This is a genomic window from Vreelandella massiliensis (assembly GCF_900155385.1).
Lineage (GTDB): Bacteria > Pseudomonadota > Gammaproteobacteria > Pseudomonadales > Halomonadaceae > Vreelandella > Vreelandella massiliensis.
This window is the reverse complement of the sequence record NZ_LT699744.1, coordinates 965,814-989,920: the sequence shown is the minus strand read 5'-3', so window position 1 is coordinate 989,920 and position 24,107 is coordinate 965,814. Positions and strand designations below refer to the sequence as shown.

Here is a 24,107-nt window from a genome sequence, read left to right as displayed (position 1 = left end):
TACTCCATCGTGAACCGCTAAATTTGCCCAACCTGCAACAGAGGCTCACGCCTCTGTTTGATAAAGGAGCGTGACCATGCGCCTCACGACATCTCTTATTGCGACAGGCCTACTGTCAACTTCCCTTCTGGCATCGGCCCAGGCAAACGACCCCGTGGTGGTATCGTCGAAAATCGATACCGAAGGGGGGGTGCTCGGTCAGCTGATTCTTCAGACGCTTGAGCATGAAGGTATTCCCACCGAGAACCGTTTGCAGCTGGGGGCCACTAGCGTGGTAAGGGAGGCGTTAAAAACCGGAGAGATTGATCTCTACCCCGAGTATACCGGCAATGGCGCTTTCTTTTTCGACATGACCGACAGTGACGTCTGGAACGATGCGGAGAAGGCTTATCAAACGGTGCGCGAGCTGGATGCCGAAAACCACCTGATTTGGCTCACTCCCGCCAGCGCCAACAATACCTGGGCGATGAGTGTGCGCCAGGAGCTGGCGCGTGAGCATGATCTCAAAACGCTGGAAGACTTAGCTGATTATCTTGCCTCGGGCGGTGAGTTTAAATTCGCGGCGAGTGCCGAGTTCGTGGAATCCGAACAGGCCCTGCCTGCCTTCCAGGAGGCCTATGGGTTTGAGCTCAGCGAAGACCAGCTCTTAGTGCTTTCTGGCGGCAACACCGCTGCGACCATGCGCGCGGCAGCGCAGCAAACGAGCGGCACCAATGCGGCGATGACCTATGGTACCGATGGGGGACTGAGTGCGCTGGGGCTTGTGGTGCTGGAGGATTCCAAAGGCGTGCAACCGGTTTACCAGCCCGCACCGGTGGTGCGCGAAGAGGTCCTGGAACAGTATCCCCAGATTGAGCCGGCGTTGGCGTCTGTCTTTAATACGCTAGACCTTGAAACGCTACAGCATTTAAATGCGGATGTCGCCGTTAATGGCATGGCGGCCGAGCAAGTCGTGAAAGACTACTTGGAAAACTTGCGTCATAACACGTCGGATCAATAATTCATGCCGCTAATGGATGCACTTCCTACGCAGGGACGCTTAACCCAGTGGCGGCCCAACTGGGTCATGGTGACGCTAGGGCTTGCGATGCTGGTGGCGCTATGGGGGCTTGCGACGGTGAGCGTCGCCCCTAATCGCATTGTGTCGGGAACCGGCTACCCCGTTTGGCAAGCGCTGGGTTGGGGCGGCAGTGGGCTTGCGACGCTGATTATTCTGGCCATTCTCGCGCTGGCAAGCCAGCCTGAGCGCACCCGCTTAATCTATGCCGCCCAATTTGCGGGCCTGGCGATATTACTGCTTTTGATGCCGTTTGGCTTAATGGCAGCGAGCCACTGGCTGATCGATTCTACGATGCCCCAGGCGCGACTGGGTATTGGTCCCGCCTATTGGGTCGTGCTTTTCTTGGCCCTTTTGGGGTTGGTCGAGTTGCGTTTGCGTCTATCCCTGGCGCGCGGCTGGATGGCGTTACTGTTAGTGGGAATTGGTGCGGTATGGTGGCTTTGCGCTGCCGCCTGGCTTGATCGCTTGGCGTTAGTCCAAGAATTTTTGGCCCGTGAGGCGCAGTTTTACCGCGCGATACGTGAGCACCTTGCACTGGTGGCCATTGCGGTCAGCGCGAGTATCGCACTCGGCATGGGGGTCGCGCTTTTGATGCGTCGCTTTCGTGCCCTGCAGCGCGGTGGCTTTGCGCTCTTAAACTTTTTTCAGACTATTCCAAGCTTGGCGCTCTTTGGGTTATTGCTGGGGCCGCTGGCATGGCTTTCGGCCAACCTCCCCTTCGCTGCCCAGCTCGGGATTAAGGGGATTGGTTGGACGCCGGCACTGATTGCTTTGATTATTTATAGCCTCTTGCCCATTGTGCGTAATACCTATGTGGCGCTAGAGGCCGTAAGTCCCGATGTGCTCGATGCAGCGATGGGCATGGGGATGCGCCCCTCACAGCGCTTCTGGCAGGTGCGTGTGCCGCTGGCACTGCCGATTTTACTCGAAGGGGTGCGTATCACGCTGGTACAAGCCATCGGCTTAACGGCGGTGGCTGCGCTCATTGGTGCCGGTGGATTGGGCGCCTTTATTTTTCAAGGACTAGGGCAGGCCGCGATGGATATGGTGTTACTCGGCGCACTGCCGATCTTGGTCATGGCGCTTGTTGCCGATGCAGGGGTAGGCGCTCTCGCAGACCAGTTGCGTCGGGGGGCAGTGCATGATTGAACTGCGAAATGTGTCCAAGTTTTTCGGCGAAACGGTGGCCGTTGACGATGTCTCGTTAAACGTTCCCAAGGGTAGTTTTTGCGCCCTAGTGGGGACTTCTGGCTGTGGTAAATCCACCACGCTGCGGATGATTAATCGCCTTTTGGAGCACAGCGAAGGCGAGATACTGCTCGATGATCAGGCGATTTCAGCTTATGACCCTGTGCTTCTGCGTCGCCGCATTGGTTATGTGATTCAAAATACAGGGCTCTTCCCGCATTGGAACGTCGCGCGCAATATTGGCTTGGTTCCCCGCCTGCTCAAGTGGCCCACCAGCCAGGTGCGCCAGCGTGTGGAAGAGTTGATGCAGCTTCTAGGCTTGCCCATCGGTGAATTTGCCCACAAATACCCCCATCAGCTCTCCGGCGGGCAGGCGCAAAGGGTCGGTGTGGCGCGTGCGCTCGCGGCCGACCCGGATATCCTGCTGATGGATGAACCTTTCGGTGCGCTTGACCCCATCACTCGCGAAAAGCTTCAAGAGATGCTAATGCAGCTGCAGGCGCGGCTGCATAAAACCGTGGTATTTGTTACCCACGATATGGATGAGGCACTGCGCTTAGGGGACCATTTGGTCGTGATGCGCGCCGGCAAAATCGTTCAGCAGGGCTCGCCGCTTTCATTGCTGCAAAAACCTGCCGATGAGTTCGTCGATTCGTTACTGGGCGGTTTGGAACGAGGCTTAAAGCAGGCGTCGCTGACTCGTGTGAAAGATCATATGGCCCCGCTTGGACCCACGCTTCCTGCCCAGTCGCGCATCCCCTCGCGTTATACCCTTCGCCAAGCCCTTTCGGTGATGCTACGCGACCATAGCGAGCGCTTGACCGTCGTGGATCAACACGATGTGCCGGTCGGCGAGCTGTCGCTGCGTAAACTGGTCAAAGAAGCCCACTCAGAGCAAGGAAGTACGCGTGAGTCGTAAGTCTCAGCAACCGCTTTCCGCCTATCACCCCGCCCAGCTGCTGCTTCCCGCGCTGTGGATGGCGCTACTTGCCTTGACGGTGGTGGCAATACCGGCTGCTGAGTCACTGTTTCGCTGGTTAGCGCCTGATGTGCGCCAAGTGATTTACCAGCGAGCGGATTTTGTCACTCTACTAGGGCGGCACGTGTTCGTGGTGGGTAGCGCCGCGCTGGTTACTGTCAGTGTCGGCGTTCTGGCCGGCATCGCTGTCACGCGGCAGTGGGGCCGCGACTTTCTTCCGCTGGCCACTCAAGTGGCATCATTAGGGCAGACATTTCCGCCGGTGGCGGTGCTGGCGCTGGCCGTCCCTACTCTGGGTTTCGGCACGCTGCCCATTATCGTGGCGCTGGTGCTTTACGGGTTACTGCCAGTTGTGCGCAATACCATTGCCGGCCTGAAAGATGTCGACCCGGCGACCATTTCTTCGGCGCAAGGCATGGGGATGACCGATGGGCAAATTCTGCGTCAGGTAGAGCTACCCCTAGCCGCGCCGGTAATGCTCGCCGGTGTTCGCACCTCGATCACCATTAATATCGCCACCGCGGCGCTCGGTTCCACGGTGGGGGCGAGTAACCTGGGTGACCCGATCATCGCGGGTATTGTGAATACTAATATGGCCTATGTGGTACAGGGGGCGCTGGTGATTGCCCTGCTGGCGCTGAGCGTCGATAGCGTTTTTGAAGTGTTGCAGCGACGTCTGCGCGTATATACATCTTAAGTCGAATGCCGAAAGTGAAGAGAGTGCGTTAGTGTCGTCTGTCACCCGTGACCACTCACGGGCGACATGTTGCGTTGACCAATGCCGGGGAAATCCCCTGGCATAACGGGGAAAAACCGACAACACTGCCCTCAAAAGGGGCAAGACAAGGACAACAACCATGACACAGACGATATATTCACCGGACTTTATGACCGGTGATGAGTTTTCTATTCCCACCTTCAGTGTGCTGAACCCTGAGGGCGAGCTTCACGATGAAGCTCAGGATCCCGAGTTAGACCGCGACCACGCTCGCCGTATTTATCACGCCATGCTTGCCACGCGTATTATGGATGAGCGCATGATGGCGGCTCAGCGCCAAGGGCGGCTGTCCTTCTATATGCAGTGTGTCGGTGAGGAAGCCGCGGTCGTGGGCGCGACCGCCGCGCTCGATGATGCCGACATGATCATGGCGCAGTATCGCGAGCAGGGCGCGCTGATGTATCGCGGCTTTAGCTTCGATGAGTTCATGAACCAACTGTTTGGCAACGAGCTCGATTACGGCAAAGGGCGCCAGATGCCCGTGCATTACGGCTCGCGTAAGCTGCACTACATGACGATTTCCTCGCCGCTCGCCACCCAGATTCCCCAGGCGACCGGCTACGCGTATGGCCAGAAATTGGCGGGAGAGGGCTACTGCACGCTGACGTTCTTTGGTGAGGGGGCTGCCTCAGAGGGGGATTTCCACGCCGCGTTGAACATGGCGTCGGTGCATAAGGTGCCGGTCATTTTCTTCTGCCGTAACAACGGCTACGCGATCTCCACGCCCGCCGTTGAGCAGTTCGCCGCCGATGGTATCGCCCCAAGGGCCTTTGGCTATCGCATGCACGTGATTCGCGTCGACGGTAACGATGTGCTAGCGGTTTATGAAGCCACGCAAAAAGCGCGCAAGATTGCCGTGGAAAACAATCAGCCGGTGCTGATCGAAGCCATGACCTACCGCCTGGCCGCGCACTCATCCTCGGACGACCCCTCCGGCTATCGCGCCAAGAGCGAGGAAGAGACCTGGCGGCTCAAAGATCCCATCCTGCGGATGCAGAAGTGGCTCGACCACAAGGGGTGGTGGAGCGACGATGAGGAGGCGGAACTTCAAGAGCGTCTACGCCGTGAGGTGCTAGAGACCATGAAGCGCGCCGAAAAGCGCCCGGCGCCGGCCCTCGATACCCTGATCAGCGATGTGTACGCCGATATCACGCCGACGCTGCAGCATCAGTTTGACTCCTTGAAGCAGCATATTCGCCGCTATCCCGAGGCATACCCACGCGGAGCGAAATCGCTCGATCTCGATGTGCGCGATGACGCCAACCAGCAGGGAGGGGAGTAACATGCCGACTCTGAATATGCTTCAAGCGATCAATAACGCCTTGGATATCGCCATGGCGGAGGACGAAAAAGTCGTCTGTTTTGGCGAAGATGTCGGCGTTTTTGGCGGTGTCTTCCGCGCCACGAGCCACTTGCAGGAGAAGTACGGCAAGGCGCGCTGCTTTAATACGCCCTTGGTTGAGCAAGGCATTATTGGCTTTGCCAACGGCTTGGCCGCCCAAGGCGGGGTGCCGGTCGCCGAGATCCAGTTTGCCGACTACATCTTTCCGGCGTTCGACCAGATCGTCAACGAAACCGCAAAGTTTCGCTATCGTTCCGGGGATTTGTTTAACGTTGGCGGCTTAACCATTCGTACCCCTTATGGTGGCGGTATCCACGGTGGCCTTTACCACTCACAGTCCCCCGAGGCGTATTTTACCCATACGCCTGGTTTGAAAGTGGTAATGCCGCGTAACCCCTATCAAGCCAAAGGCCTGCTGCTGGCGGCAATCCGTGACCCCGACCCGGTGATCTTTTTCGAGCCTAAGCGTCTGTATCGCGCCTCCACCGGCGAAGTGCCTGAGGAGGATTACCAGCTGCCGATCGGCGAGGCGGAAATTACCAAGGAAGGCAGCGATGTCACCATCGTGGGCTGGGGCGCGCAGATGGAGACGATTGATAAAGCCGTGGCGCTCGCCGAAGAAGCCGGCATTGCCTGTGAAGTGATTGATCTCAGAAGCCTCTTGCCTTGGGATGCCGACACGGTGGCAGAATCGGTGCTCAAGACCGGCCGTTTGGTTATTACCCATGAAGCACCGCTCACCGGTGGCTTTGCTGGCGAAATTGCCGCCACGATTCAAGAGCGCTGTTTCCTCTATTTAGAGTCGCCCATTGAACGGGTGACGGGGCTGGATACGCCTTTCCCACTGACCTTGGAAAAAGAGTACTTCCCCGATCACCTGAAAATTTTTGCAGCGATTCAACGAAGCGTTAACTTTTAATGCCGATTGACGTGGGCACGAGGAGACAGTAATGAGCGAGTTCATGCTACCGGATATCGGCGAAGGCATTGTCGAGTGCGAAGTAGTCGAGTGGCGCGTCGCCGAAGGTGACACCATTGAGGAAGACCAGCCGGTTGTGGAGGTCATGACCGACAAAGCGCTGGTCGAAATTACCGCGCCAGAGGCAGGCGTGGTGACCAAGCTTTACGTACCGCAGGGGCAAATTGCCAAGGTGCACGCGCCGCTTTATGCCTATCAGGCTCAAGGCGAGGCGGCGGCATCCGAGGTATCCGATAACGCTGAAGCGTCGCGCGAAAAAGGGGAGCAGGAAAGCGCGCCCGCTAAGCCCAGCGAGGCCCCAGCGCCCCAAAGCGCAGCTAAGAGCGAAAGCGCTGATACGGCCGCCAAGGGAGCGGGCGCATACGGCAAAACGCCGGCAAGCCCCGCCGTTCGCCGGCTGGTCCGTGAGCACGGGCTGGATTTAGCGGCGATTGCCGGTTCAGGCAAAGACGGGCGTGTGCTGAAAGAGGATGTCCTTGCCTACCTGGAAGCGCCGGCAAAAATCGCGACGACACCGGCGTCACCGCAGGCGCCGCGCGTCGAGCCGCTGCGCGGCGTGCGCGCCGCCATGGCCAAGCAGATGGTGACGTCGGCCACCACGATCCCGCATTTCCAGTATGGCGAAGAGCTTGATGTGACCGAGTTGCTTGCCCTGCGCGAGCGCTTAAAGCCCCAGGCTGAGGCAATGGGCGAGCGGCTGACACTGATGCCGTTTTTCATGAAAGCGATGGCGATGGCCGTGGCGGAGTACCCCATTCTCAATGCCCAGCTCAACGCCGAGGCCACCGAGCTTGCCTACTACCCTGAGTGCAATATCGGCATGGCTGTGGACAGTAAGGTCGGCCTTTTGGTGCCCAACGTGAAAAACGTTGGCGCGCTGTCGGTGTTGGAAGTTGCCGGTGAAGTCGGTCGTCTGACCCAGGCCGCGCGTGAAGGGCGGGTTGAGCAGGCCGACCTCAAGGGCGGCACCATCACCATCTCCAATATTGGCGCCATGGGCGGCACCTACGCGGCGCCGATCATTAACGCCCCTGAAGCCGCGATTGTGGCGATCGGCAAAACCCAGTGGCTGCCGCGCTTTGATGCTGCCGGCAATGTCACGCGGCGGGCGATTCTGACCGTGACCTGGGCCGGGGACCACCGCTTTATTGATGGTGGCACGATTGCGCGCTTCTGCAACCAGTGGAAGGCCTACCTGGAAGCCCCCGAGACGATGCTGTTGCAGCTGCGCTAGCGTCGACGGAGCAGGAGCCTGCTATGGCTGACGCGCCCTTGCAGCAGTTCTACATCCCGGAAGATCAGTCGATCTACCTGCTTAGCCACCAGGATGCGCGCAAGCTAAAAGAGTGGGTGGCGCTGTGCCAGACTCAGCTATCGCAGCTGGGTTATCGCGATATCAAGCTGATTGGCAAAGGCGCTTACGGTTTTGTGTTTGCCGGCCGAACGGCGCCACCACCAGGAGGTTCTCCGCGCGATCTGGTGTTCAAGTTTTCGCGGATTACGCTGCCAACTCACCTGCAGGAGCGCCTCGAAGAGGAGGCGTTCATGCTAGAGCAGGTGGCGCATCCGCGCATCCCGGCGCTGGAAGCGTACCAGCGCGTGCACGGCCAGTCGATTTTGGCCATGGAGCGCGCTCCCGGCTGGAACCTTGAGGAAGTTTCGCTGCGTGAAGGGAGGCTTTCGCCGCGCTTGATCGTGCGTATTGCCGCCCAGCTAGCGGAGATTCTCAAGGCGCTGCGGCGTGAATCGGGTCCACAAGCGCGCCCCGTCGTGCATGGTGACATCAAGCCGTCCAACTTGGTCTTTGACCCTGAGCATGAAGATATCGCCCTGATCGACTGGGGTTCGTCGGTCTTTGCCCAGCTTGATGCCGAGTTACAGTTTGTCGCCACCAGCGTGATGGAGCTCATGTCCTCGGACTTGCAGCAGACCAATGCCCGGCTGGGCGATGTCTACTTTATCGGGGAAGAGCAGCTTAACGGGGCGCTTTCATCTCCGCGTTTCGATGAACAGGGGGCGGCGGGTACACTTTATGCCCTGGCGTCGGCGCAGTCGTGCCGGTTTGGCTGTCGTGCCATTCCCGCCACGTCGCTAGGGCTTCCCATGGAGTTTGCCCGTACCCTGGATGGTATGCTGGATCTTGATCCCGCCGTACGACACCGCGCGGGGGATCACTTTTTAAACGCCATGCCGCGTTTGGCCAAGCTCGTCATGCTCGATTTGCCGTCGCCGGAACCGGCGCCGCTGATTCCCGTATGGGCGCGGCCGAGCGAGCGCGAGATTGATACCGTGGTGTATAGCTCGCGTAAATCGTTCTTGCGGGAAGCAAACGTCGTCGAAACCCTCAACGATGTCAATGACGTGCAGCTTGATCGCTACTATAAACAGTTTATGCAGGGCATGGGGGAAACCGAAAAAGCGTTTCTGGCCTCGGTCAGCCGACTGGGCAAATACCCGGCGGTGGGGGGCTTGGCGGTGCGCTGGGAGCGCGACGGGGTGTATATCGACTCCTCACTTAACCTGCACGACCCGGCGCTAAAACCGGCTTTTACCCAAGCGGTGAATAACATGGTGCATCTAGCGCGTGCCATTCATCGCCAAGGGGTCTTTAAAAGCTGCCTGTTCGATGCGCGCAAGACGCTTCACCTCGACCGCGTATCGCCCAACGAGTCTTTCTATCCCGAGCCGATGATGACGATCCCCTACGAAGTCAGTGACCTACCCGAGGTAGAGGATCGCTCCCGGCAGCACAGCTACTTTGAAGACGGCCCCGATCCAGAAGAGCTTCTGAGCCTGCCAGCCTCCATTATCGAAGCCCTGGAACGGCTCAATGCGATTCATCACACCGGCATGATTATCTTCGAGGCGCTGCCGTTGCATCTTAAAATTCACAGTTACTACCGGTTGCTCGATGCCCATCAAGAGGCTGAGTTTCAGCGCCAGCTCGCGGTGATTCTCGCCGCTGTTCCCGAGATTGAAGGCTTGGGGGTATCGGGGTATATGAAGATGCCCTATAAAGATACCCGCGCCTTTACCCATCTGGCCTGCCAGCCGGAGCGCTTTTACCCCCGCGACCCGCGCCGTTTTTCCGGCAGTGTTTAGCGCTCAAGCAGGGTGAGCTGTAACCACTCAATCAGCGCTTGGCTGATCTGTTGATTCGTCGCGCCCAGCGCATTCACCACAGCCTCGATTTTCTCGCTCTCGGATACTTGTGAGGCGCTAAGCTGCGTGGTGGCAAGACGCTCACCGCTGGCCGCGTCTTGTAGCACCGCATCAACGCGCATCACCGCCTGGGGGGTGCCTTGTGTATAGGCGATGTGAAAGTCCCTTAATTCGCTGGTGAGGCGGTAATCCGCGCCTTGGCGGTCAGCGCTAACATGGCGGACAATTCCGCTTTGCTGAAGGGCATCGATCCATGTGCTTTGCAGCATCGCCGGGGCGTTATCGTACCAGCGCGCGTCGCCGTAAACGCTTACTTGATTGCCACCGGGCCACACCACAATACGGTCGCTGCCCACAAGTCTCCCGGCTTGGGGGGGCTGAACGCTGAGTGTTACCGGCTGCGGTGGGGCATTAGTTGCCAACATCTCCGGGGCAGGAAGGCGGTAAAGCTGATTCGGGGTATTCTCAGGCAGCACCGAACAGCCGCTGGTGAGTAGCATGATCAGCAGCAGCAACGCGATCGGTTTAAGGGCAGCGGGGTGTCTCATGGCCGGAACTCCTGAACGGTTTCGCCGCCGAAGAGAAACTCTTGTGGGTTCTCCTCTAGGCGTCGGGTGACGCGATTAATGTTATTGAGGGTCTTGCGTAGCTCGTCGAGCGCCGGTGCCAGTGATTGGGCGCCGGCAGCGGCACTCTCCAGCGTGGTTTCAAGCGTCGGGGCATTGGTCTCGATGAGAACGCTTAGACGCTGCGAGACTTGGTTCAGCGAATCGGCGGCGCGGGTAGAGGAGACGACGAGTTCGTTGCCCTCATTTGTGAGCAGACGGTTGGCTTCTTGGTTGAGTGAATTAAGGCTTTCCAGCGTCGCGCGGGCTTCTTGCGTGAGGCCGGAGAACGCTTGCATGCTGCGCTCAAACTGTTGCTGCTGGCCGGCTAATCCTGCGCTGATGGATTCCACATTGGCGATAATACGGCTGATACGTTCCGTGCTCTCTTCTTCAAAGAGTGTGTTGAGATTGCTGAGTAACTGACTCGCATTGCTGACGATGGCTTCGCCGTCCGATAAAAGCGAGTAAAGCGGCGAAGGTTCGGCGAGAATTTGCGGCGGGCTGCCGTCGGATGAGGTCAATAGCGGGCTCTCTGGGGTGCCACCGTAAAGCTGTAAGGTCATGCTGCCGGTGATATTGGCAAGCCCCAACCGCGCGCGCGTGTCTTCCTTAATCGGCACGCCGGCCTCAACGCGTATAAGGGCTAACACTTCGCGTGGATCCTCGGGGTTTAGGCGCATATTAACGACATCACCCACGTCGATGCCGCTGTACTCGACGCGGCTTCCGACACTTAAACCGCTAACCGCGCGATGGAAGACCACTTCAACGTGCTGATATTCCCGTTCTAGGCTCGCTTTCGTCATCCACAGCGAAAACAGCACCGCCGCCGTTAGCGTCAGCAGGGTGAAAAGGCCAATCACGACGTGATGAGCACGCGTTTCCATTAATTTGCCTCCTCGGCAGCAGCCTTGGCCGCGCGCCCGCGTGGGCCATGAAAGTAGTCATGGACCCATTCATCGTCAGTGGCGGCCACGTTCTCGAGGGTATCGGCCACCAGCACGCGCTTTTGCGATAGCACGGCGACGCGGTCGCACGTGGTATAGAGGGTATCGAGATCGTGGGTCACGAGAAAGACACAAAATCCCAGCGCGTCGCGAAGCGTCAGCAGCAGCTGGTCGAACTTGGCCGCCCCGATGGGATCAAGCCCCGCGGTGGGTTCATCCAAAAAGAGCACATCTGGGTCGAGTGCGAGTGCCCGGGCGAGCGCAGCCCGCTTAATCATGCCCCCAGAAAGCGAGGCAGGCATTTGCTTTGCCACACTGGGGCTTAGTCCCACGAGGGCGAGTTTCATGCGGGCGATGTGTTCGGCGTCTTGGCGCGAGAGCGGTGTATGCTCCACCAGGGGCAGGGCGATATTCTCCTGCAGGTTCAATGAGCTATATAACGCCCCTTGTTGAAATAGCACCCCAAAGCGGCGTTCCATGGCCGCGCGTTGCGTGGCGCTTAGCGCGTCTAAAGAGTGCCCAAAAACGTGTATCTCACCGGCGTCAATCGGTTTAAGCCCCACGATGCTGCGCATGAGTACCGATTTTCCGCTCCCCGAGCCTCCCACCACGCCCAGAATTTCACCGCGTTTTAGGGTCAAGTTCAGGTCTTGATGCACGACATGCGTGCCAAAGCGGTTTTCTAAGTGCCTAATGTCAATGACGTCCTCATCACTCACCAGCCCATCTCCATAAAGTAGAGCGCGGCTAGCGCATCCAGCAAAATTACCATGAAAATCGACTGCACCACGCTTGAGGTGGTGTGCTCACCTACCGATTGGGCGCTGCCGCTGACGTTAAATCCTTCTGCACAGCCAATAAGCGCAATGACTAATGCGAATACCGGGGCCTTAACGATACCCACATAAAAATGCGTAATGGCAATATCGCGCTCAACAATGCGCAAGAACTGGGCCAACGGAATATCGAGCGCGACCATGCTCACCACGGCGCCACCGAATATGCCACTAAGCGTGCCAATAAATGCCAGTAGCGGAAGGCTCACCCATAGCGCAATCACGCGCGGTAGAACCAGCACTTCAATCGGGTCTAATCCTTGGGTGTGAAGCGCATCCACTTCTTCGTTGGATTTCATGGAGCCCAGTTGCGCGGTAAAGGCGCTAGCGGTGCGCCCGGCCAGCATAATAGCTGCAAGCATGACACCAAACTCGCGCAAAAACGCGAATGCGACCAAATTCACGGTGTAAATGGTGGCGCCAAACGTTTCTAGCACCGTGGCGCCCAAAAACGCGACCACCGCGCCCACCATAAATGTCAGCAGTACCACGATAGGAACCGCGTTAAGCCCGGTTTGCTGGATATGGTAGACCGTTGCCGTCACGCGCCAGCGTTTAGGTCGCCAAAGCGTGCGCGCCAGGGCCGAAAGCACCAAGCCCAAAAAGGCGAGCAGGTACTTCTGCTGCAAAAAAAGCGACTCCATATGCCGCCCCAGCAGCGCTACCGCTTGAGTTAGCGTATTTGCGTCGGCCTTGGGCGGTGGGTCTTGTTGCTGGGTCTGGACGGCTTCGGTCACGCTTAACAGCAGGCTGCGCCGGCTGGCGGGAAGTTGCGATGAAAGTTCATGCATGCGCGCAGGGTCGAACCACTCGACGAGCAATTGCGCCGCAGAGGTATCAAGGCGTGTCACGTTATCGAAACAGAGCGTGGTAAATTGGCTTGGATCGAGGCTTTTTAGCTTACGCTGAATGCGATAGAAGTGCTCAAGCGTCCAGTCGCCGGCAAGCACTAGCCGCTCGCCGTCGGCCTCAATCTGGGCAGATGTCGAGGAGTTATCGTTCACGGATGTTACTCCTCGTATTGGTCGGGTGGGCGGCTAAGCTCTCGCCACGCTGCGTAAGTGCTCAAAAAGACGCGACCGGTGAGCTGTTCAAGTAAGTCGCTCAGTTTGAGCTTATCCATCACGGGCCCTTTCACTTCGGCCAAATGTAGCGTGACGTGGGAGTCTTTCAGGCGCGAATTGATGGCTTCCAGGCTTTCAAGCGCTGATGCATCAATCAAATTGACCGCCGAGCAGACAATCACCACATGCTCAAGGGCAGGACGACTCGCGACCAGGTTATAAAGCGTGTCCTCTAAATAGCGGGCATTGGCAAAATAGAGGCTCTCATCAATACGCAGCAGCGCGACGTGGTCCACGGTTTCCACATCGTGGCGGGTGATATTACGAAAATGCTCGGTTTCCGGCACGCGACCGACCAAAGCGCTATGAGGGCGGCTGGTACGGTAGAGAAACAGCGCAATCGAAAGCGAGATACCCGCCATAATCCCCGCCTCAATACCCTCGACAAGGGTGAGTAGGATGGTGATGGCCATGGCGGCAAAATCACTGCGCGAATAGCGCCATGTTTGGCGCAAGGTAGGGTAATCCACCAGCGTTAGGATGGAAACCGTGATCGTCGCCGCCAGCGTCGCAATAGGTAAATAGTAGAGCCAGCCGGTAAACGCGAAGGTGACAAGCGCGATACCCAAAGCGGCAAATGCCCCCGCGGCAGGGGTTTGCGCGCCGGCATCAAAATTTATCACCGTGCGGGATAGCCCGCCGGTGACTGGCATACCGCTTGATACCCCGGCGGCCAAGTTCGCCGCGCCCAGGCCAATGAGTTCTTGATTGGGTGAAATACGCTGGCGCCGCTTGGCGGCGAGCATCTGCCCCATGGAGACCGACTCGACAAACCCCACCAAGCTGATCAAAAGCGCCGGGATCAGTAACGCGCGCCACAGCGAGGCATCCGAAAAGGGGAGACTTAAAGGAGGCAAGCCCGCTGGGATGACGCCCACCGTGGCAACGCCAGCGGCATCGAGCTGCCAATACCAGGTCGCCAAGGTGGTGGTGATCACGGCAAATACCGGGCCCGCCTTGGCGATCAGATCCGCTAGCGCAAAAGGGACTCCTGAGCGCTGCAGGCTTTTTCTGCCGTAGCGGCGCATCAACACCAAGAAAAGCAGCGTGCCCATGCCTATCAGGGCGGTGGGGATGTTGAAGGCGGAGAGGTTGGGGAGCAGCGTCGTGAGGCGCTCCACAAGCGTAAAGCCACTGCTTTCAACGCCAATAAGGGCGCTGAACTGGCTGACGGCGATGAGTATACCCGACGCGGTAAGAAAGCCGGAAATGACCGGGTGGCTTAAAAAATTGCTAAAAAAGCCCATTTTTAGCAAGCCCATGATCACCAACATGGCACCGGAAAGTAGCGACAGCACCAGGGCGGCTTCTAAGTAGGCCGCACTTCCCGGGGCTGCAATGCTCGACAGCGCCGCACCGGTCATCAGCGCGATAATGGCGACCGGGCCGACCGCCAAGGTGCGGCTTGTGCCGAACATGGAGTACATCAGCTGCGGCAGAATACTGGCGTAAAGGCCCACGACCGCGGGCAACCCCGCGAGCAGCGCGTACGCAAGCGACTGGGGAATCACCATCACGGTGACAATCAGCCCCGCCAAGGCGTCAGCCGCGAACAAGCGCTGATGATAGTGGGGAAGCCAAGTCAGAATGGGAAAGTAGCGTTTGAGCATGAGCCTTTAAATGCGTTGGGGCAAGATTCGCCTTAATGCGAGGCCTACCAGACTAAACGATATTGGCCTTAACGTTGAAGCTTGTTTAGCATCGATACCGCCAGTCAGTATCTAAACACAACAAGGAGTTAACCATGAAACGTGAAACCCTCGCCCTCCACCATGGCTACTTGCCCGATAGCCAGAACGCGGTGGCTGTGCCCATCCACCAAACCACATCGTTTTCGTTTGATAACGCCCAGCACGCGGCGGATCTCTTTGACCTTAAAGTAGAAGGCAATATCTATTCGCGCATTATGAACCCCACGTGCGCGGTCCTGGAGCAGCGTGTTGCGGCGTTGGAAGGGGGGCTTGCGGGCCTGGCCGTGGCCTCCGGCATGGCGGCGATCACCTATGCGATCCAGACGATTGCCGAGGCCGGAGACAATATCGTCTCGATTAGCGAGCTTTACGGCGGCACTTACAACCTTTTCGCCCATACTCTGCCACGTCAGGGCATCAACGTGCGCTTTGCCGATAAGGACGATTTCGACGGCATCGAGGCCTTGATTGATGGCCGCACGAAAGCGGTTTATTGCGAAAGTATCGGCAACCCCTCGGGCGGGGTGGTGGATCTGGCCAAGCTGGCGGAGATTGCCCATCGCCATGGTGTCCCGGTGATTGTTGATAATACCACGGCAACCCCTTTCCTATGCCGTCCGATTGAGCATGGCGCGGACATCGTGGTGCATTCGGCGACCAAGTACATCGGCGGCCACGGCACGACGGTGGGCGGCGTGATTGTCGATTCCGGCCGGTTCCCTTGGGCCGAACATGCCAATCGCTTTCCGCTTCTCACCGAACCGGATGTCTCCTACCACGGCGTCAGCTATACCCGCGATGTCGGCGAGGCAGCTTTCATCGCCAGGGCGCGTGTCGTACCGCTGCGCAACATGGGGGCGGCGCTCTCAGCGCAAGCCGCTTGGAACCTGCTGCAAGGCCTGGAAACGCTATCGCTGCGTATCGAGCGCATCTGTGCCAACACCCTGACAGTGGCGAAGCACCTAGAGGCGCACCCGCAAGTAAAGTGGGTTCACTACGCCGGGCTTGAGAGCCATCCTGATCACGCCCTGGCCGAGCGTTATATGCAGGGGCAAGCCTCGGGCATCTTAAGTTTTGGCATCGAAGGCGGCCAAGAGGCGGCGGAGCGTTTTTATGACGCGCTCGGGCTGATTCTGCGTTTGGTGAATATTGGCGATGCCAAAAGCTGCTCGTCCATCCCGGCGTCGACCACTCACCGTCAGCTCAACGAGCAAGAATTGGGCACAGCCGGTGTCACGCCCGACATGGTGCGTTTGTCGATCGGTATCGAGCACGTAGATGATTTGCTCGCCGATATCGATCAGGCATTAGTGGCGGCTAAGGTTTAAGTGTTTGATCCATATCACGGCGAACCCTCCCCCCAAAGTGCTACTTATTTCCCTATAACAACGCGTTAAGCTCATTACCGGATGCTAAGGCATCCGGTGCTCTGGTATGGGCGCTGGCTTCAACGTATCGCGATAACACGCTTCAATAATAAAAGGGTAAAGAGACGCTATGCGATTACTTTCTATTTTGGCAGCGCTGGGGTGCTTTTTACTGGCGGTGGGCGCGCAGGTGCTGGGGGGGCTTTGGAGCTACGCCGGGCTAGTGCTGGCCGCGCTCGGCGGTGCGGCCTGGGTCTTTAGCGGCAATTTGGCGGTGTATTACTCGGGGCGTGGAGCGCTTGCCCGCTATCGCTCTTGGCTGTGGCCGGTGCGCGACTACCGTTCGCTGCGCAACATGGCGTATCGCCTGATGCAGCGCGCCAGCAGCACCGCTATCGCCTCGGCGGAAGTGTCTCACTACGCTGATCTGATGGATCAGCGTCTGGATAAGCAAGAAGCCATGGCGCGCGACGCCTCTGCGAGCATGAGCGCGATCAACGCCGCTATCATGCAGGTCTCCTCTAGCGCCAGCCAGGTGGCGACGCTTGCCGACAGCGCGCGGGATGCCAGCCATCATAACCGCAGCGAGCTCGATGAAGTCATCGATGAAATGATGCAAATCGCCGAGCGCTCGGAGCAGGCACTCGAGGCGCTGAACTCCCTAAACGATAAAATTGAGCGCGTTCGCGATGTGACGTCGCTGATCGAGGGTATCGCCGAGCAAACGCACCTGCTCTCGCTTAACGCCTCCATTGAAGCTGCGCGTGCCGGTGAGCATGGGCGTGGCTTCGCGGTGGTCGCAGGCGAGGTGCGCAACCTGGCGCTCAAAACCTCAAACGCCACGCAAAACGTCGACGAGCTGGTCAAGGATATGCACCTGAGCGGTAAAAGCGTGGTGGGCACCATGGGGCATTTGATGTCGCGTATTAGCGAACGCTCCGAGGGTATTCGCGGCGTGGGCAACAGCCTGGTGAACATCACCAATGATTTTGACCAGGTGCATAGCGAAATCACCAGCGTCGCCGACGCCATGGAGAATACCCGGCAACATAGCCAAACGGTGGCCGATAACCTGCGCCAGCTTGAGGTGGATGTTGATGAAGGCAACCGCGATATGCACGACCTGGCCAAGCAGGCGCGAGAATTAATGGCAGCCGCGGAGGGCGTGGACGGTGAACTGGCCCAGCAGCGTCTCAATGGCCGGCATCAGCAAGTCTTCCATGTGGCAAGAGAGACCGCCGATCAGATAGGGAAGTTATTCGAGCAAGGAATAAAGCGCGGCGAACTGTCTCAGTCGGGACTTTTTGAGCCACGCTACGAAAAAATCCCGGGCACCAATCCGCCGATGTATAAAACCGCGTTTGATGACTTTACCGATCGTCACTTGCCCGCGCTACAAGAGCCCATGCTGAAGTCGTTTGGGCTTAGCTATGCGATTGTCTGCGACCGTAATGGCTACGTGCCCACGCATAACCAAGCCAGCAGTCGCAAACCGACCGGCGATTATGACCACGACCTGAAGTTTTGCCGCAGCAAGCGCATTTTCGATGACCCCACCGGCAGACGCTGTGGCACGCACGAAAAAACGCTACTGCTGCAGACCTACAAGCGCGATACCGGCGAAATCATGCATGACCTCTCGGTGCCGGTGTACGTTAACGGTAAGCATTGGGGCGGTTTCCGCGTAGGCTACCAGCCGGAAAGTGCCAACCTTGATGCCCTGATCACCCAAGATGATCAAGGTAAGGCCAAAGCCAAGGCGCTACCGAGCAGTCGCTAATCGCGCGTGAGACTGATACCAGGCCGAGTAGGAGTAAAGCGCAAGGCCTGTCCAGATGAGTAAAAAGCTCACCAGTTGCACGGTGGAAAGCGGTTCATGGAAGACACTGAGCGCGATAATGAACTGGATGCTGGGGTTGAGGTACATCAAGAACCCCAGCGTTGCCAACCGTAGGCGCCGGGCCGCGCCGGCGAAAGCCATCAGCGGCAGGGCGGTAATGACACCACTGCCGATGAGTAGCGCCGTTGTGTCGAGCTCTGCCGCGAAGTGTGAAAGCCCTGATAGGCTCAGCCAGCTAAAGGCAATCAGCGCAAGCGGCAGCAGCAGTAGGGTTTCGACAAAAAGCCCCGATAGACCGTCGAGCGGCACTTGTTTGCGGAAAAGCCCGTAGGTGCCAAACGAGAAAGCCAGAATCAAACTCAGCCACGGCATCTCTCCGAGTAGCGCAAACTGGATGCCAATGGCCAAGGTGGCAAGCCCCAAGGCGATGAGCTGCAAACGCGCCATGACCTCACGCAGCACCAATATCCCCAGTGCCACGTTCACCAGCGGGGTTAAAAAATAACCCAGGCTCGCTTGAAGCACCTGCTGGGTTTCCACCGCGTAGATATAGACCCCCCAGTTGAGCCCAATCAGCAGCGCACAGCCGAGCACTCGCCCAAGCCGCTTGGGCTTGCTCAGGGCCGCGACCACCGGCGGCCAGCGTTTAAGCAGGCTGATCAAACCGATCAAAAATAGGCACGACCATAAAATCCGGTGGATCAAAATTTCAAACGCCGGTACGCCTTGGAAGAGAGCGAAAAAGAGCGGAAAGCAGCCCCACATCAAGTAAGCGGTCAAGCCAAACCCCACGCCTTTGACGGCTTCTGGGTCGCGTACAGGGGGTGGCAAAGCTGACATGGTGGCCTCGTTGATAACCGGTATATGTGAAAAAAGGGCGTGAAAAAATGCTAATCTAGCACACTAACGATACAAGACGAGCCATGGCGACAATAAAGGAGGCGACCCATGCGTCAGCTAACCACCAGCTTGGTGCAGTGCGATCTCCGCTGGGAAGATCCCGCGGCCAATCACCGCCATTTGGAGACGCTTCTTGGCGAGAAGGATGGGCGTGATACCGACGTGATGGTACTGCCCGAGATGTTCTCCACCGGCTTTACCATGAACTCTCGCGAGCATGCCCAGCCCATGGCCGACAGCCAAACCGTGGCCTGGCTTCAGGCCCAGGCCAAAGCACGGGGCTGTGTGATGACCGGCAGTGTCGCGATCGAGGAGGGCGGTCACTATTACAATCGCTTGATCTGGGCCACACCCGACGGCGAGATGACCCTTTACGATAAGCGCCACCTTTTCCGCATGGCCGGCGAACACGAGCGCTACGACATGGGGGAAACCCGCAAGGTGGTGAGCTACAAAGGCGTGAGAATTTTGCTCAGCGTCTGTTACGACTTGCGCTTTCCCGTGTGGCTGCGCCAGCAGCCCGGCGAGGAGGAGCACTTTGAGTACGATGCCCTTTTGTGCGTGGCCAACTGGCCCGCGCCTCGTCGCCAGCCTTGGCGTACGCTGCTGCAGGCGCGGGCGATCGAGAACCTGAGCTACGTGATTGGCGTCAACCGGGTGGGCGAAGATGCCAAGGGTATCGCGTATAGCGGTGACTCGATGCTGGTGGATTTCAAGGGCGAGCCCGTGATCGACCGGCAGGAGGGGGAAGCGTTTGTCGAAACCGGCACGCTGGACCTTGACGAGTTGGCAAAATTTCGTGAGAAGTTTCCCGCTTGGCAAGATGCCGATCGCTTTGAATTATTGCCGGGAGTGGGCCAATGATGCGCCTTGACCGCTTTTTGAGCGAAACCACGCCATTAACGCGCAGTTTAGCCAAACGTGCGCTCAAAAACGGCGAGGTGGAGCTTAATGGCAAGGCCATCAAGCAAGCCGCCACGCAGATTGATCCCGAAAGCGATCGCGTGACGTGGCAGGGCGAGCCCTTGGCGCTAATCGGCCTGCGCTACGTGATGCTGCATAAGCCACTCGATGTGGAGTGTAGTGCCCGGCGCGGGCTTTATCCCCGCGTCGTGGATTTGATTGATTTGCCCAAAGCGGAGCGCTTACAGCCGGTGGGTCGGCTCGACGTCGATACCACCGGGCTACTGCTGTTAACCGACGATGGCCAATGGGCGCACCGTATTACCTCGCCCAAGCACCGCTGCGCTAAGGTGTATCACGCTACTCTGGCATCGCCACTGGAGGGTCCGGCCGCGCAGCGCGCGGAAGAGCAAGTAGCACAGGGGTTACTGCTAGAGGGTGAAGAGGCGCCGACGAAACCGGCAACGCTCAACATGCTAACCCCGACGACAGCGGAACTGACCATTACCGAAGGGCGCTATCATCAAGTCAAGCGCATGTTCGCGGCACTGGGTAACCGCGTTGAATCGCTACACCGCGTCTCAATTGGAGAGCTTACCTTGGATGCGACGCTTGCGCCCGGCGAGTGGCGCGAACTGACAGCGGATGAAATCGCGCTTTTCTAGGTGAGCTGTGCGGCACTCACAAGCCGCTGGGTGTAGGCATGCTGCGGGGCTTTGAGCACCTCTTCGCAGGGGCCGGCCTCCAGGACTTCCCCCTCTTTCAGCACCATAATGCGGTGGGCCATGGCGCGTACCACCGCGAGATCGTGGCTTATAAACAGATAACTTAGCTTGCGCTTTGACTGCAGGCCGCGCAGGAGCGTGACCATCTGCTTCTGCACGCTGCGATCTAGCGCCGAGGTGGGCTCATCGAGTACCAAAAGCTCAGGTTCCAGAATAATGGCGCGGGCGATGGCGATACGCTGGCGCTGTCCGCCAGAAAATTCATGCGGATAGCGCGCGGCCACGCGCTCGGAGAGCCCGACTTCCGCTAGGGTTTGGTGAACGCGCTCGCCGACCTCGGCAAGCGAGAGGGTCGGGAAATGAAAACGCAAGCCTTCGCTGATGATGTCGAATACCGACATCCGTGGCGAGAGCGCGCCGTAAGGGTCTTGAAATACCATTTGAAAGCGATGCCGCGCTTTTCTTAACGCCTTACCCGAGAGCGCGCTTAAGGTGTCATCCCCCAAGGTGATCTCACCCCGGCTCTCGACAAGCCGCATGATCGCCGAGGCGAGTGTTGTCTTGCCAGAGCCAGACTCCCCCACAATGCCCAAGGTTTCACCCGGGGCGACGTATAAATCGGTGGGCTTGACCGCTTCAAAAGGGGGAGGCGAGGGGCGGAAAAGCCCGGCTTTAGGGCGCTGGAAGCTGACGCTGAGCTGTTTGGCGGTAAGCCGTGGTGATAGCCGGCCCACCGGGGCGGGGCGGCCTTCGGGCTCCGCTGCGATCAGTGCTTTCGTGTAGTCGCTTTGCGGGGCCTTAAAGACCCGCTCGACAGTGCCGCTCTCCTGCTCTTGGCCCTGGTACAGCACGCACACGCGGTCAGCATGGGCACGCACGAGGTTAAGGTCATGGGTAATGAACAGCATCCCCATGCCGTGGCGGTCGCGCAGTTCGCGCAACAGGGTAAGAATCTCCTGCTGAACGGTCACGTCCAGCGCGGTCGTGGGCTCGTCGGCGATCAAAAGCTTAGGGTGATTGGCAATCGCCATGGCGATCATCACCCGCTGGCGCTGTCCCCCGGAAAGCTGGTGGGGCCAGACATCCAAAAGCTCTTCCGCCCGAGGGAGTTTGACCTGCTCAAGCAGCCCTTTGGCACGCTCTCGCGCCTCGCGGCCGCTTAGGCCCTGGTGCAGTTTAAGCGTTTCGCCAATCTGCTTGCCGATGCGGTGCAGGGGGTTGAGCGATGTCATCGGCTCTTGAAACACAAACCCGACTTGATGGCCGCGAATGGCATTCCACTGGGGGCGTTTAAGCTGATCGAGGTGGGTACCCATCAGAGTGCGCTCACCACTAACGCGGGCGTTGTCGGCCAGTAGGTTCATCACCCCCAGGGCGGTCACGGACTTTCCCGAGCCAGACTCGCCCACCAAGGCCAGTGTTTCGCCAGCGTTAACGTCAAAGCTCAACCCGTCCACTACCGTGGTGCCGTCAAAATCAACGCTCAAGTGCTTGACTGACAAGAGCTTATCGCCCGCGGGTTGTTTATCCATGGGGCACCTCCTGCGCGGCGGGAACGGCTGCCGGGCGTGGCTTGACGTGGCGCGGGTCGAACGCGTCGCGCAGCCCCTCGCCGATAAATACCAAGAGCGACAGCATAATCGCGAGGGTCATAAAGGCGGTGATCCCAAGCCACGGTGCGTGCAGATTGTTTTTACCTTGCGCCGCGAGCTCACCCAGCGACGGTGCGCCGGGGGGGAGGCCGAAACCGAGAAAATCCAGCGCGGTCAGGGTGCCGATGGCGCCGGTGAAGATAAAGGGGATAAAGGTGAGCGTGGCCACCATGGCGTTAGGGAGCACATGGCGCCACATGATCAGCCGTGAGGGCAACCCCATGGCTTTGGCGGCCCGCACGTATTCGAGGTTGCGCGCGCGCAGAAACTCAGCGCGCACGATATCGACAAGCCCCAGCCACGAAAAAAGCAGCATAATACCCAATAGCCACCAAAACCCCGGTTGCACGAAGCTCGCCAGAATAATCAGCAGAAACAGCACCGGCAGCCCCGACCAGATCTCGGTCACGCGCTGGCCGATCAAATCGACCTTGCCGCCGAAATAGCCCTGGATGCCGCCAAATAGCACGCCCATCACCAAAGAGCCGGCGGTGAGGACCAGGGCAAACGCCACGGAGAGTCTAAAACCGTAGATCACGCGGGCGAGCACATCGCGGCCCTGGTCGTCGGTGCCCAGCCAATGGCGGCTATCCGGTGGCGCTGGGGACGGGCGCGTCATGTGCATGTCCAAGGTCTGGTAGGCGAACGGGATCGGCGGCCAAAGCGCCCAGCCATTGTCGCGAATCTGCGCTTGTATGAACGGGTCCAGGTAATCGGTACGGGTAGGCAGAAAGCCGTCAAACTCGGTTTCCGGATAGTCGACCAGAAGCGGCACGTACCAACGGCCGTCGTACTGCATGACGATGGGCTTGTCGTTGGCGATCAACTCGGCGAAAAGACTCACGACAAAGAGCACGCCAAACAGCCACAGCGAGACATAGGCGCGGCGGTTGGCACGAAAGGCGGCGAGACGGCGACGGGTAATCGGCGACACGGTCATGACTCCCGAGTGGCAAAGTCGATGCGTGGGTCGACCCACACATAGGTCAAATCAGAGACCAGCTTCAGCAAAAGGCCAATCAGCGTATAAAGGAAAAGCGTGCCGAAGATCACCGGATAGTCGCGCTGCATCACGGCCTCGAACCCGAGTAGTCCTAGGCCATCGAGCGAAAAGATCACCTCGATCAGTAGTGCGCCGGTAAAGAAGATGCCTACCAAGGCGGCGGGTAAGCCGGCGATAATGATCAGCATCGCATTGCGAAACACGTGGCCGTACAGAATGCGCCGCTCGTCGGCGCCTTTGGCCCGCGCGGTGAGCACGTACTGTTTATGTATTTCATCCAAAAAGCTGTTTTTGGTCAGCATTGTCAGCGTGGCGAAACTGCCAATTGAGGCGGCAATGACCGGCAGGGTGATGTGCCAAAAGTAGTCTTTGACCTTGCCCCAGGTGGAGAGTTGATCGAAATCCGGAGAGGTGAGCCCGCGCAAGGGGAACCAGTCGAGGTAGGTGCCGCCGGCAAACAGCACAATGAGCAAAATCGCAAACAAAAAACCGGGAATGGCGTAGCCGACAATCACCAGCCCCGATGTCCAGACGTCGAACTTTGATCCATGCTTGAGCGCTTTGCGTATGCCCAGCGGGATCGAGATGAGATACACCAGTAGCGTGGTCCAAAGCCCTAGTGAGATAGAAACCGGGAGGCGCTCCAGCATCAAATCAACCACCGGCCGGTCACGAAAGAAGCTGGTGCCAAAATCGAAGGTGAGGTAATCCCCCATCATGCCGAGAAAACGCACGTGGGCGGGTTCGTCAAAGCCAAACTGCTGCTCTAACTGTTCGATGAAACGCGGGTCGACACCCCGGGCGCCACGCGAATCATCGCTGACCTGCACGTCGCCACCGCCCATGTCCAGGCGCGTACTGGCCATGGCATTAGCGCCTTCAAAGCGCGCCAACATCTGGTCGATTGGCCCGCCGGGAGCGGCTTGCACGATGATAAAGTTGAGCAGCATGATGCCGACCAGCGTAGGGATCATCAGTAGTAGTCGGCGTAAGGTATAACGCGCCACGGCGGCGGCTCCTTCG

21 protein-coding genes are annotated in these 24,107 nt (G+C 58.6%); 12 read left to right on the top strand and 9 right to left on the bottom strand.

Features of this window, described 5'->3' with window-relative positions:
• Positions 1-76 precede the first annotated feature (76 nt).
• The 8 genes from osmF (at position 77) to BQ9846_RS04530 (ending at position 9,428) form a co-directional block, all read left to right on the top strand.
• Positions 77-1,000, top strand: coding sequence for a glycine betaine ABC transporter substrate-binding protein OsmF (osmF, locus tag BQ9846_RS04565; RefSeq protein WP_075879404.1), 924 nt, complete (start codon positions 77-79; stop codon positions 998-1,000).
• Positions 1,001-1,003: 3 nt separating this feature from the next.
• Positions 1,004-2,209 carry an ABC transporter permease gene (locus BQ9846_RS04560; protein ID WP_075879403.1) on the top strand — a complete coding sequence of 402 codons (1,206 nt, stop codon included), beginning with the start codon at positions 1,004-1,006 and terminating at the stop codon, positions 2,207-2,209.
• Positions 2,202-3,167: an ABC transporter ATP-binding protein gene (locus BQ9846_RS04555; protein ID WP_075879402.1), complete on the top strand. Its 966-nt coding sequence runs from the start codon at positions 2,202-2,204 to the stop codon at positions 3,165-3,167. The genes BQ9846_RS04560 and BQ9846_RS04555 overlap by 8 nt, the downstream gene beginning before the upstream one ends.
• A gap of 58 nt (positions 3,168-3,225) precedes the next feature.
• Positions 3,226-3,924, top strand: a complete 699-nt coding sequence (locus tag BQ9846_RS04550; RefSeq protein ID WP_235818916.1) for an ABC transporter permease — start codon at positions 3,226-3,228, stop codon at positions 3,922-3,924.
• Between the two features lie 160 nt (positions 3,925-4,084).
• Positions 4,085-5,287 (top strand): thiamine pyrophosphate-dependent dehydrogenase E1 component subunit alpha, encoded by a 1,203-nt coding sequence (locus tag BQ9846_RS04545; protein WP_075879401.1) that lies wholly within the window; start codon positions 4,085-4,087, stop codon positions 5,285-5,287.
• 1 nt (position 5,288) lies between these two features.
• A complete protein-coding gene (locus tag BQ9846_RS04540; protein WP_075879400.1) occupies positions 5,289-6,266 on the top strand; it encodes an alpha-ketoacid dehydrogenase subunit beta in 978 nt (325 codons plus the stop codon).
• 31 nt (positions 6,267-6,297) lie between these two features.
• Complete coding sequence (locus BQ9846_RS04535; protein WP_075879399.1) at positions 6,298-7,560, top strand: 2-oxo acid dehydrogenase subunit E2; 1,263 nt, start codon at positions 6,298-6,300, stop codon at positions 7,558-7,560.
• 23 nt (positions 7,561-7,583) lie between these two features.
• Complete coding sequence (locus BQ9846_RS04530; RefSeq protein WP_075879398.1) at positions 7,584-9,428, top strand: protein kinase domain-containing protein; 1,845 nt, start codon at positions 7,584-7,586, stop codon at positions 9,426-9,428.
• Here BQ9846_RS04530 and BQ9846_RS04525 read toward each other — a convergent pair.
• The 5 genes from BQ9846_RS04525 to BQ9846_RS04505 are packed head-to-tail and all read right to left on the bottom strand — an operon-like array spanning position 9,425 to position 14,613.
• Positions 9,425-10,036, bottom strand: coding sequence for an ABC-type transport auxiliary lipoprotein family protein (locus BQ9846_RS04525; protein WP_075879397.1), 612 nt, complete (start codon positions 10,034-10,036; stop codon positions 9,425-9,427). The two genes, BQ9846_RS04530 and BQ9846_RS04525, sit on opposite strands and share 4 nt — an antisense overlap.
• Positions 10,033-10,983 carry an MlaD family protein gene (locus tag BQ9846_RS04520; RefSeq protein WP_075879396.1) on the bottom strand — a complete coding sequence of 317 codons (951 nt, stop codon included), beginning with the start codon at positions 10,981-10,983 and terminating at the stop codon, positions 10,033-10,035. The genes BQ9846_RS04525 and BQ9846_RS04520 overlap by 4 nt, the downstream gene beginning before the upstream one ends.
• Positions 10,983-11,762, bottom strand: a complete 780-nt coding sequence (locus BQ9846_RS04515; RefSeq protein ID WP_210433169.1) for an ABC transporter ATP-binding protein — start codon at positions 11,760-11,762, stop codon at positions 10,983-10,985. The genes BQ9846_RS04520 and BQ9846_RS04515 overlap by 1 nt, the downstream gene beginning before the upstream one ends.
• On the bottom strand, positions 11,759-12,883 hold the full coding sequence (locus BQ9846_RS04510) for an ABC transporter permease (RefSeq protein ID WP_210433168.1): 1,125 nt from the start codon (positions 12,881-12,883) through the stop codon (positions 11,759-11,761). The genes BQ9846_RS04515 and BQ9846_RS04510 overlap by 4 nt, the downstream gene beginning before the upstream one ends.
• Positions 12,884-12,888: 5 nt before the next feature.
• On the bottom strand, positions 12,889-14,613 hold the full coding sequence (locus BQ9846_RS04505; RefSeq protein WP_075879394.1) for a SulP family inorganic anion transporter: 1,725 nt from the start codon (positions 14,611-14,613) through the stop codon (positions 12,889-12,891).
• 134 nt (positions 14,614-14,747) lie between these two features.
• Between BQ9846_RS04505 and BQ9846_RS04500 the strand changes: the two genes are divergently transcribed.
• Both BQ9846_RS04500 and BQ9846_RS04495 read left to right on the top strand, forming a co-directional pair.
• Positions 14,748-16,022: an O-acetylhomoserine aminocarboxypropyltransferase/cysteine synthase family protein gene (locus tag BQ9846_RS04500; RefSeq protein ID WP_075879393.1), complete on the top strand. Its 1,275-nt coding sequence runs from the start codon at positions 14,748-14,750 to the stop codon at positions 16,020-16,022.
• Positions 16,023-16,191: 169 nt separating this feature from the next.
• On the top strand, positions 16,192-17,841 hold the full coding sequence (locus tag BQ9846_RS04495; protein ID WP_075879392.1) for a methyl-accepting chemotaxis protein: 1,650 nt from the start codon (positions 16,192-16,194) through the stop codon (positions 17,839-17,841).
• Here the strand turns inward: BQ9846_RS04495 and rarD are convergent.
• Positions 17,824-18,741 carry an EamA family transporter RarD gene (gene rarD / locus BQ9846_RS04490; RefSeq protein WP_075879391.1) on the bottom strand — a complete coding sequence of 306 codons (918 nt, stop codon included), beginning with the start codon at positions 18,739-18,741 and terminating at the stop codon, positions 17,824-17,826. The two genes, BQ9846_RS04495 and rarD, sit on opposite strands and share 18 nt — an antisense overlap.
• 108 nt (positions 18,742-18,849) lie before the next feature.
• Here rarD and BQ9846_RS04485 point away from each other — a divergent pair, with 108 nt between their 5' ends.
• Both BQ9846_RS04485 and BQ9846_RS04480 read left to right on the top strand, forming a co-directional pair.
• Positions 18,850-19,665, top strand: a complete 816-nt coding sequence (locus BQ9846_RS04485; RefSeq protein ID WP_075879390.1) for an amidohydrolase — start codon at positions 18,850-18,852, stop codon at positions 19,663-19,665.
• The gene (locus BQ9846_RS04480) at positions 19,665-20,369 is read left to right on the top strand and encodes a pseudouridine synthase (protein WP_075879495.1); all 705 of its coding nucleotides are present in this window, start codon (positions 19,665-19,667) and stop codon (positions 20,367-20,369) included. The genes BQ9846_RS04485 and BQ9846_RS04480 overlap by 1 nt, the downstream gene beginning before the upstream one ends.
• Here BQ9846_RS04480 and BQ9846_RS04475 read toward each other — a convergent pair.
• From BQ9846_RS04475 to BQ9846_RS04465, 3 genes are read right to left on the bottom strand one after another with little or no spacing between them, the layout of a single operon-like run.
• Positions 20,366-21,961, bottom strand: coding sequence for an ABC transporter ATP-binding protein (locus tag BQ9846_RS04475; RefSeq protein WP_075879389.1), 1,596 nt, complete (start codon positions 21,959-21,961; stop codon positions 20,366-20,368). The genes BQ9846_RS04480 and BQ9846_RS04475 overlap by 4 nt on opposite strands.
• A complete protein-coding gene (locus BQ9846_RS04470) occupies positions 21,954-23,015 on the bottom strand; it encodes an ABC transporter permease (RefSeq protein WP_422821876.1) in 1,062 nt (353 codons plus the stop codon). The genes BQ9846_RS04475 and BQ9846_RS04470 overlap by 8 nt, the downstream gene beginning before the upstream one ends.
• Before the next feature lie 2 nt (positions 23,016-23,017).
• On the bottom strand, positions 23,018-24,091 hold the full coding sequence (locus tag BQ9846_RS04465) for a microcin C ABC transporter permease YejB (RefSeq protein ID WP_075879387.1): 1,074 nt from the start codon (positions 24,089-24,091) through the stop codon (positions 23,018-23,020).
• Positions 24,092-24,107: the final 16 nt, after the last annotated feature.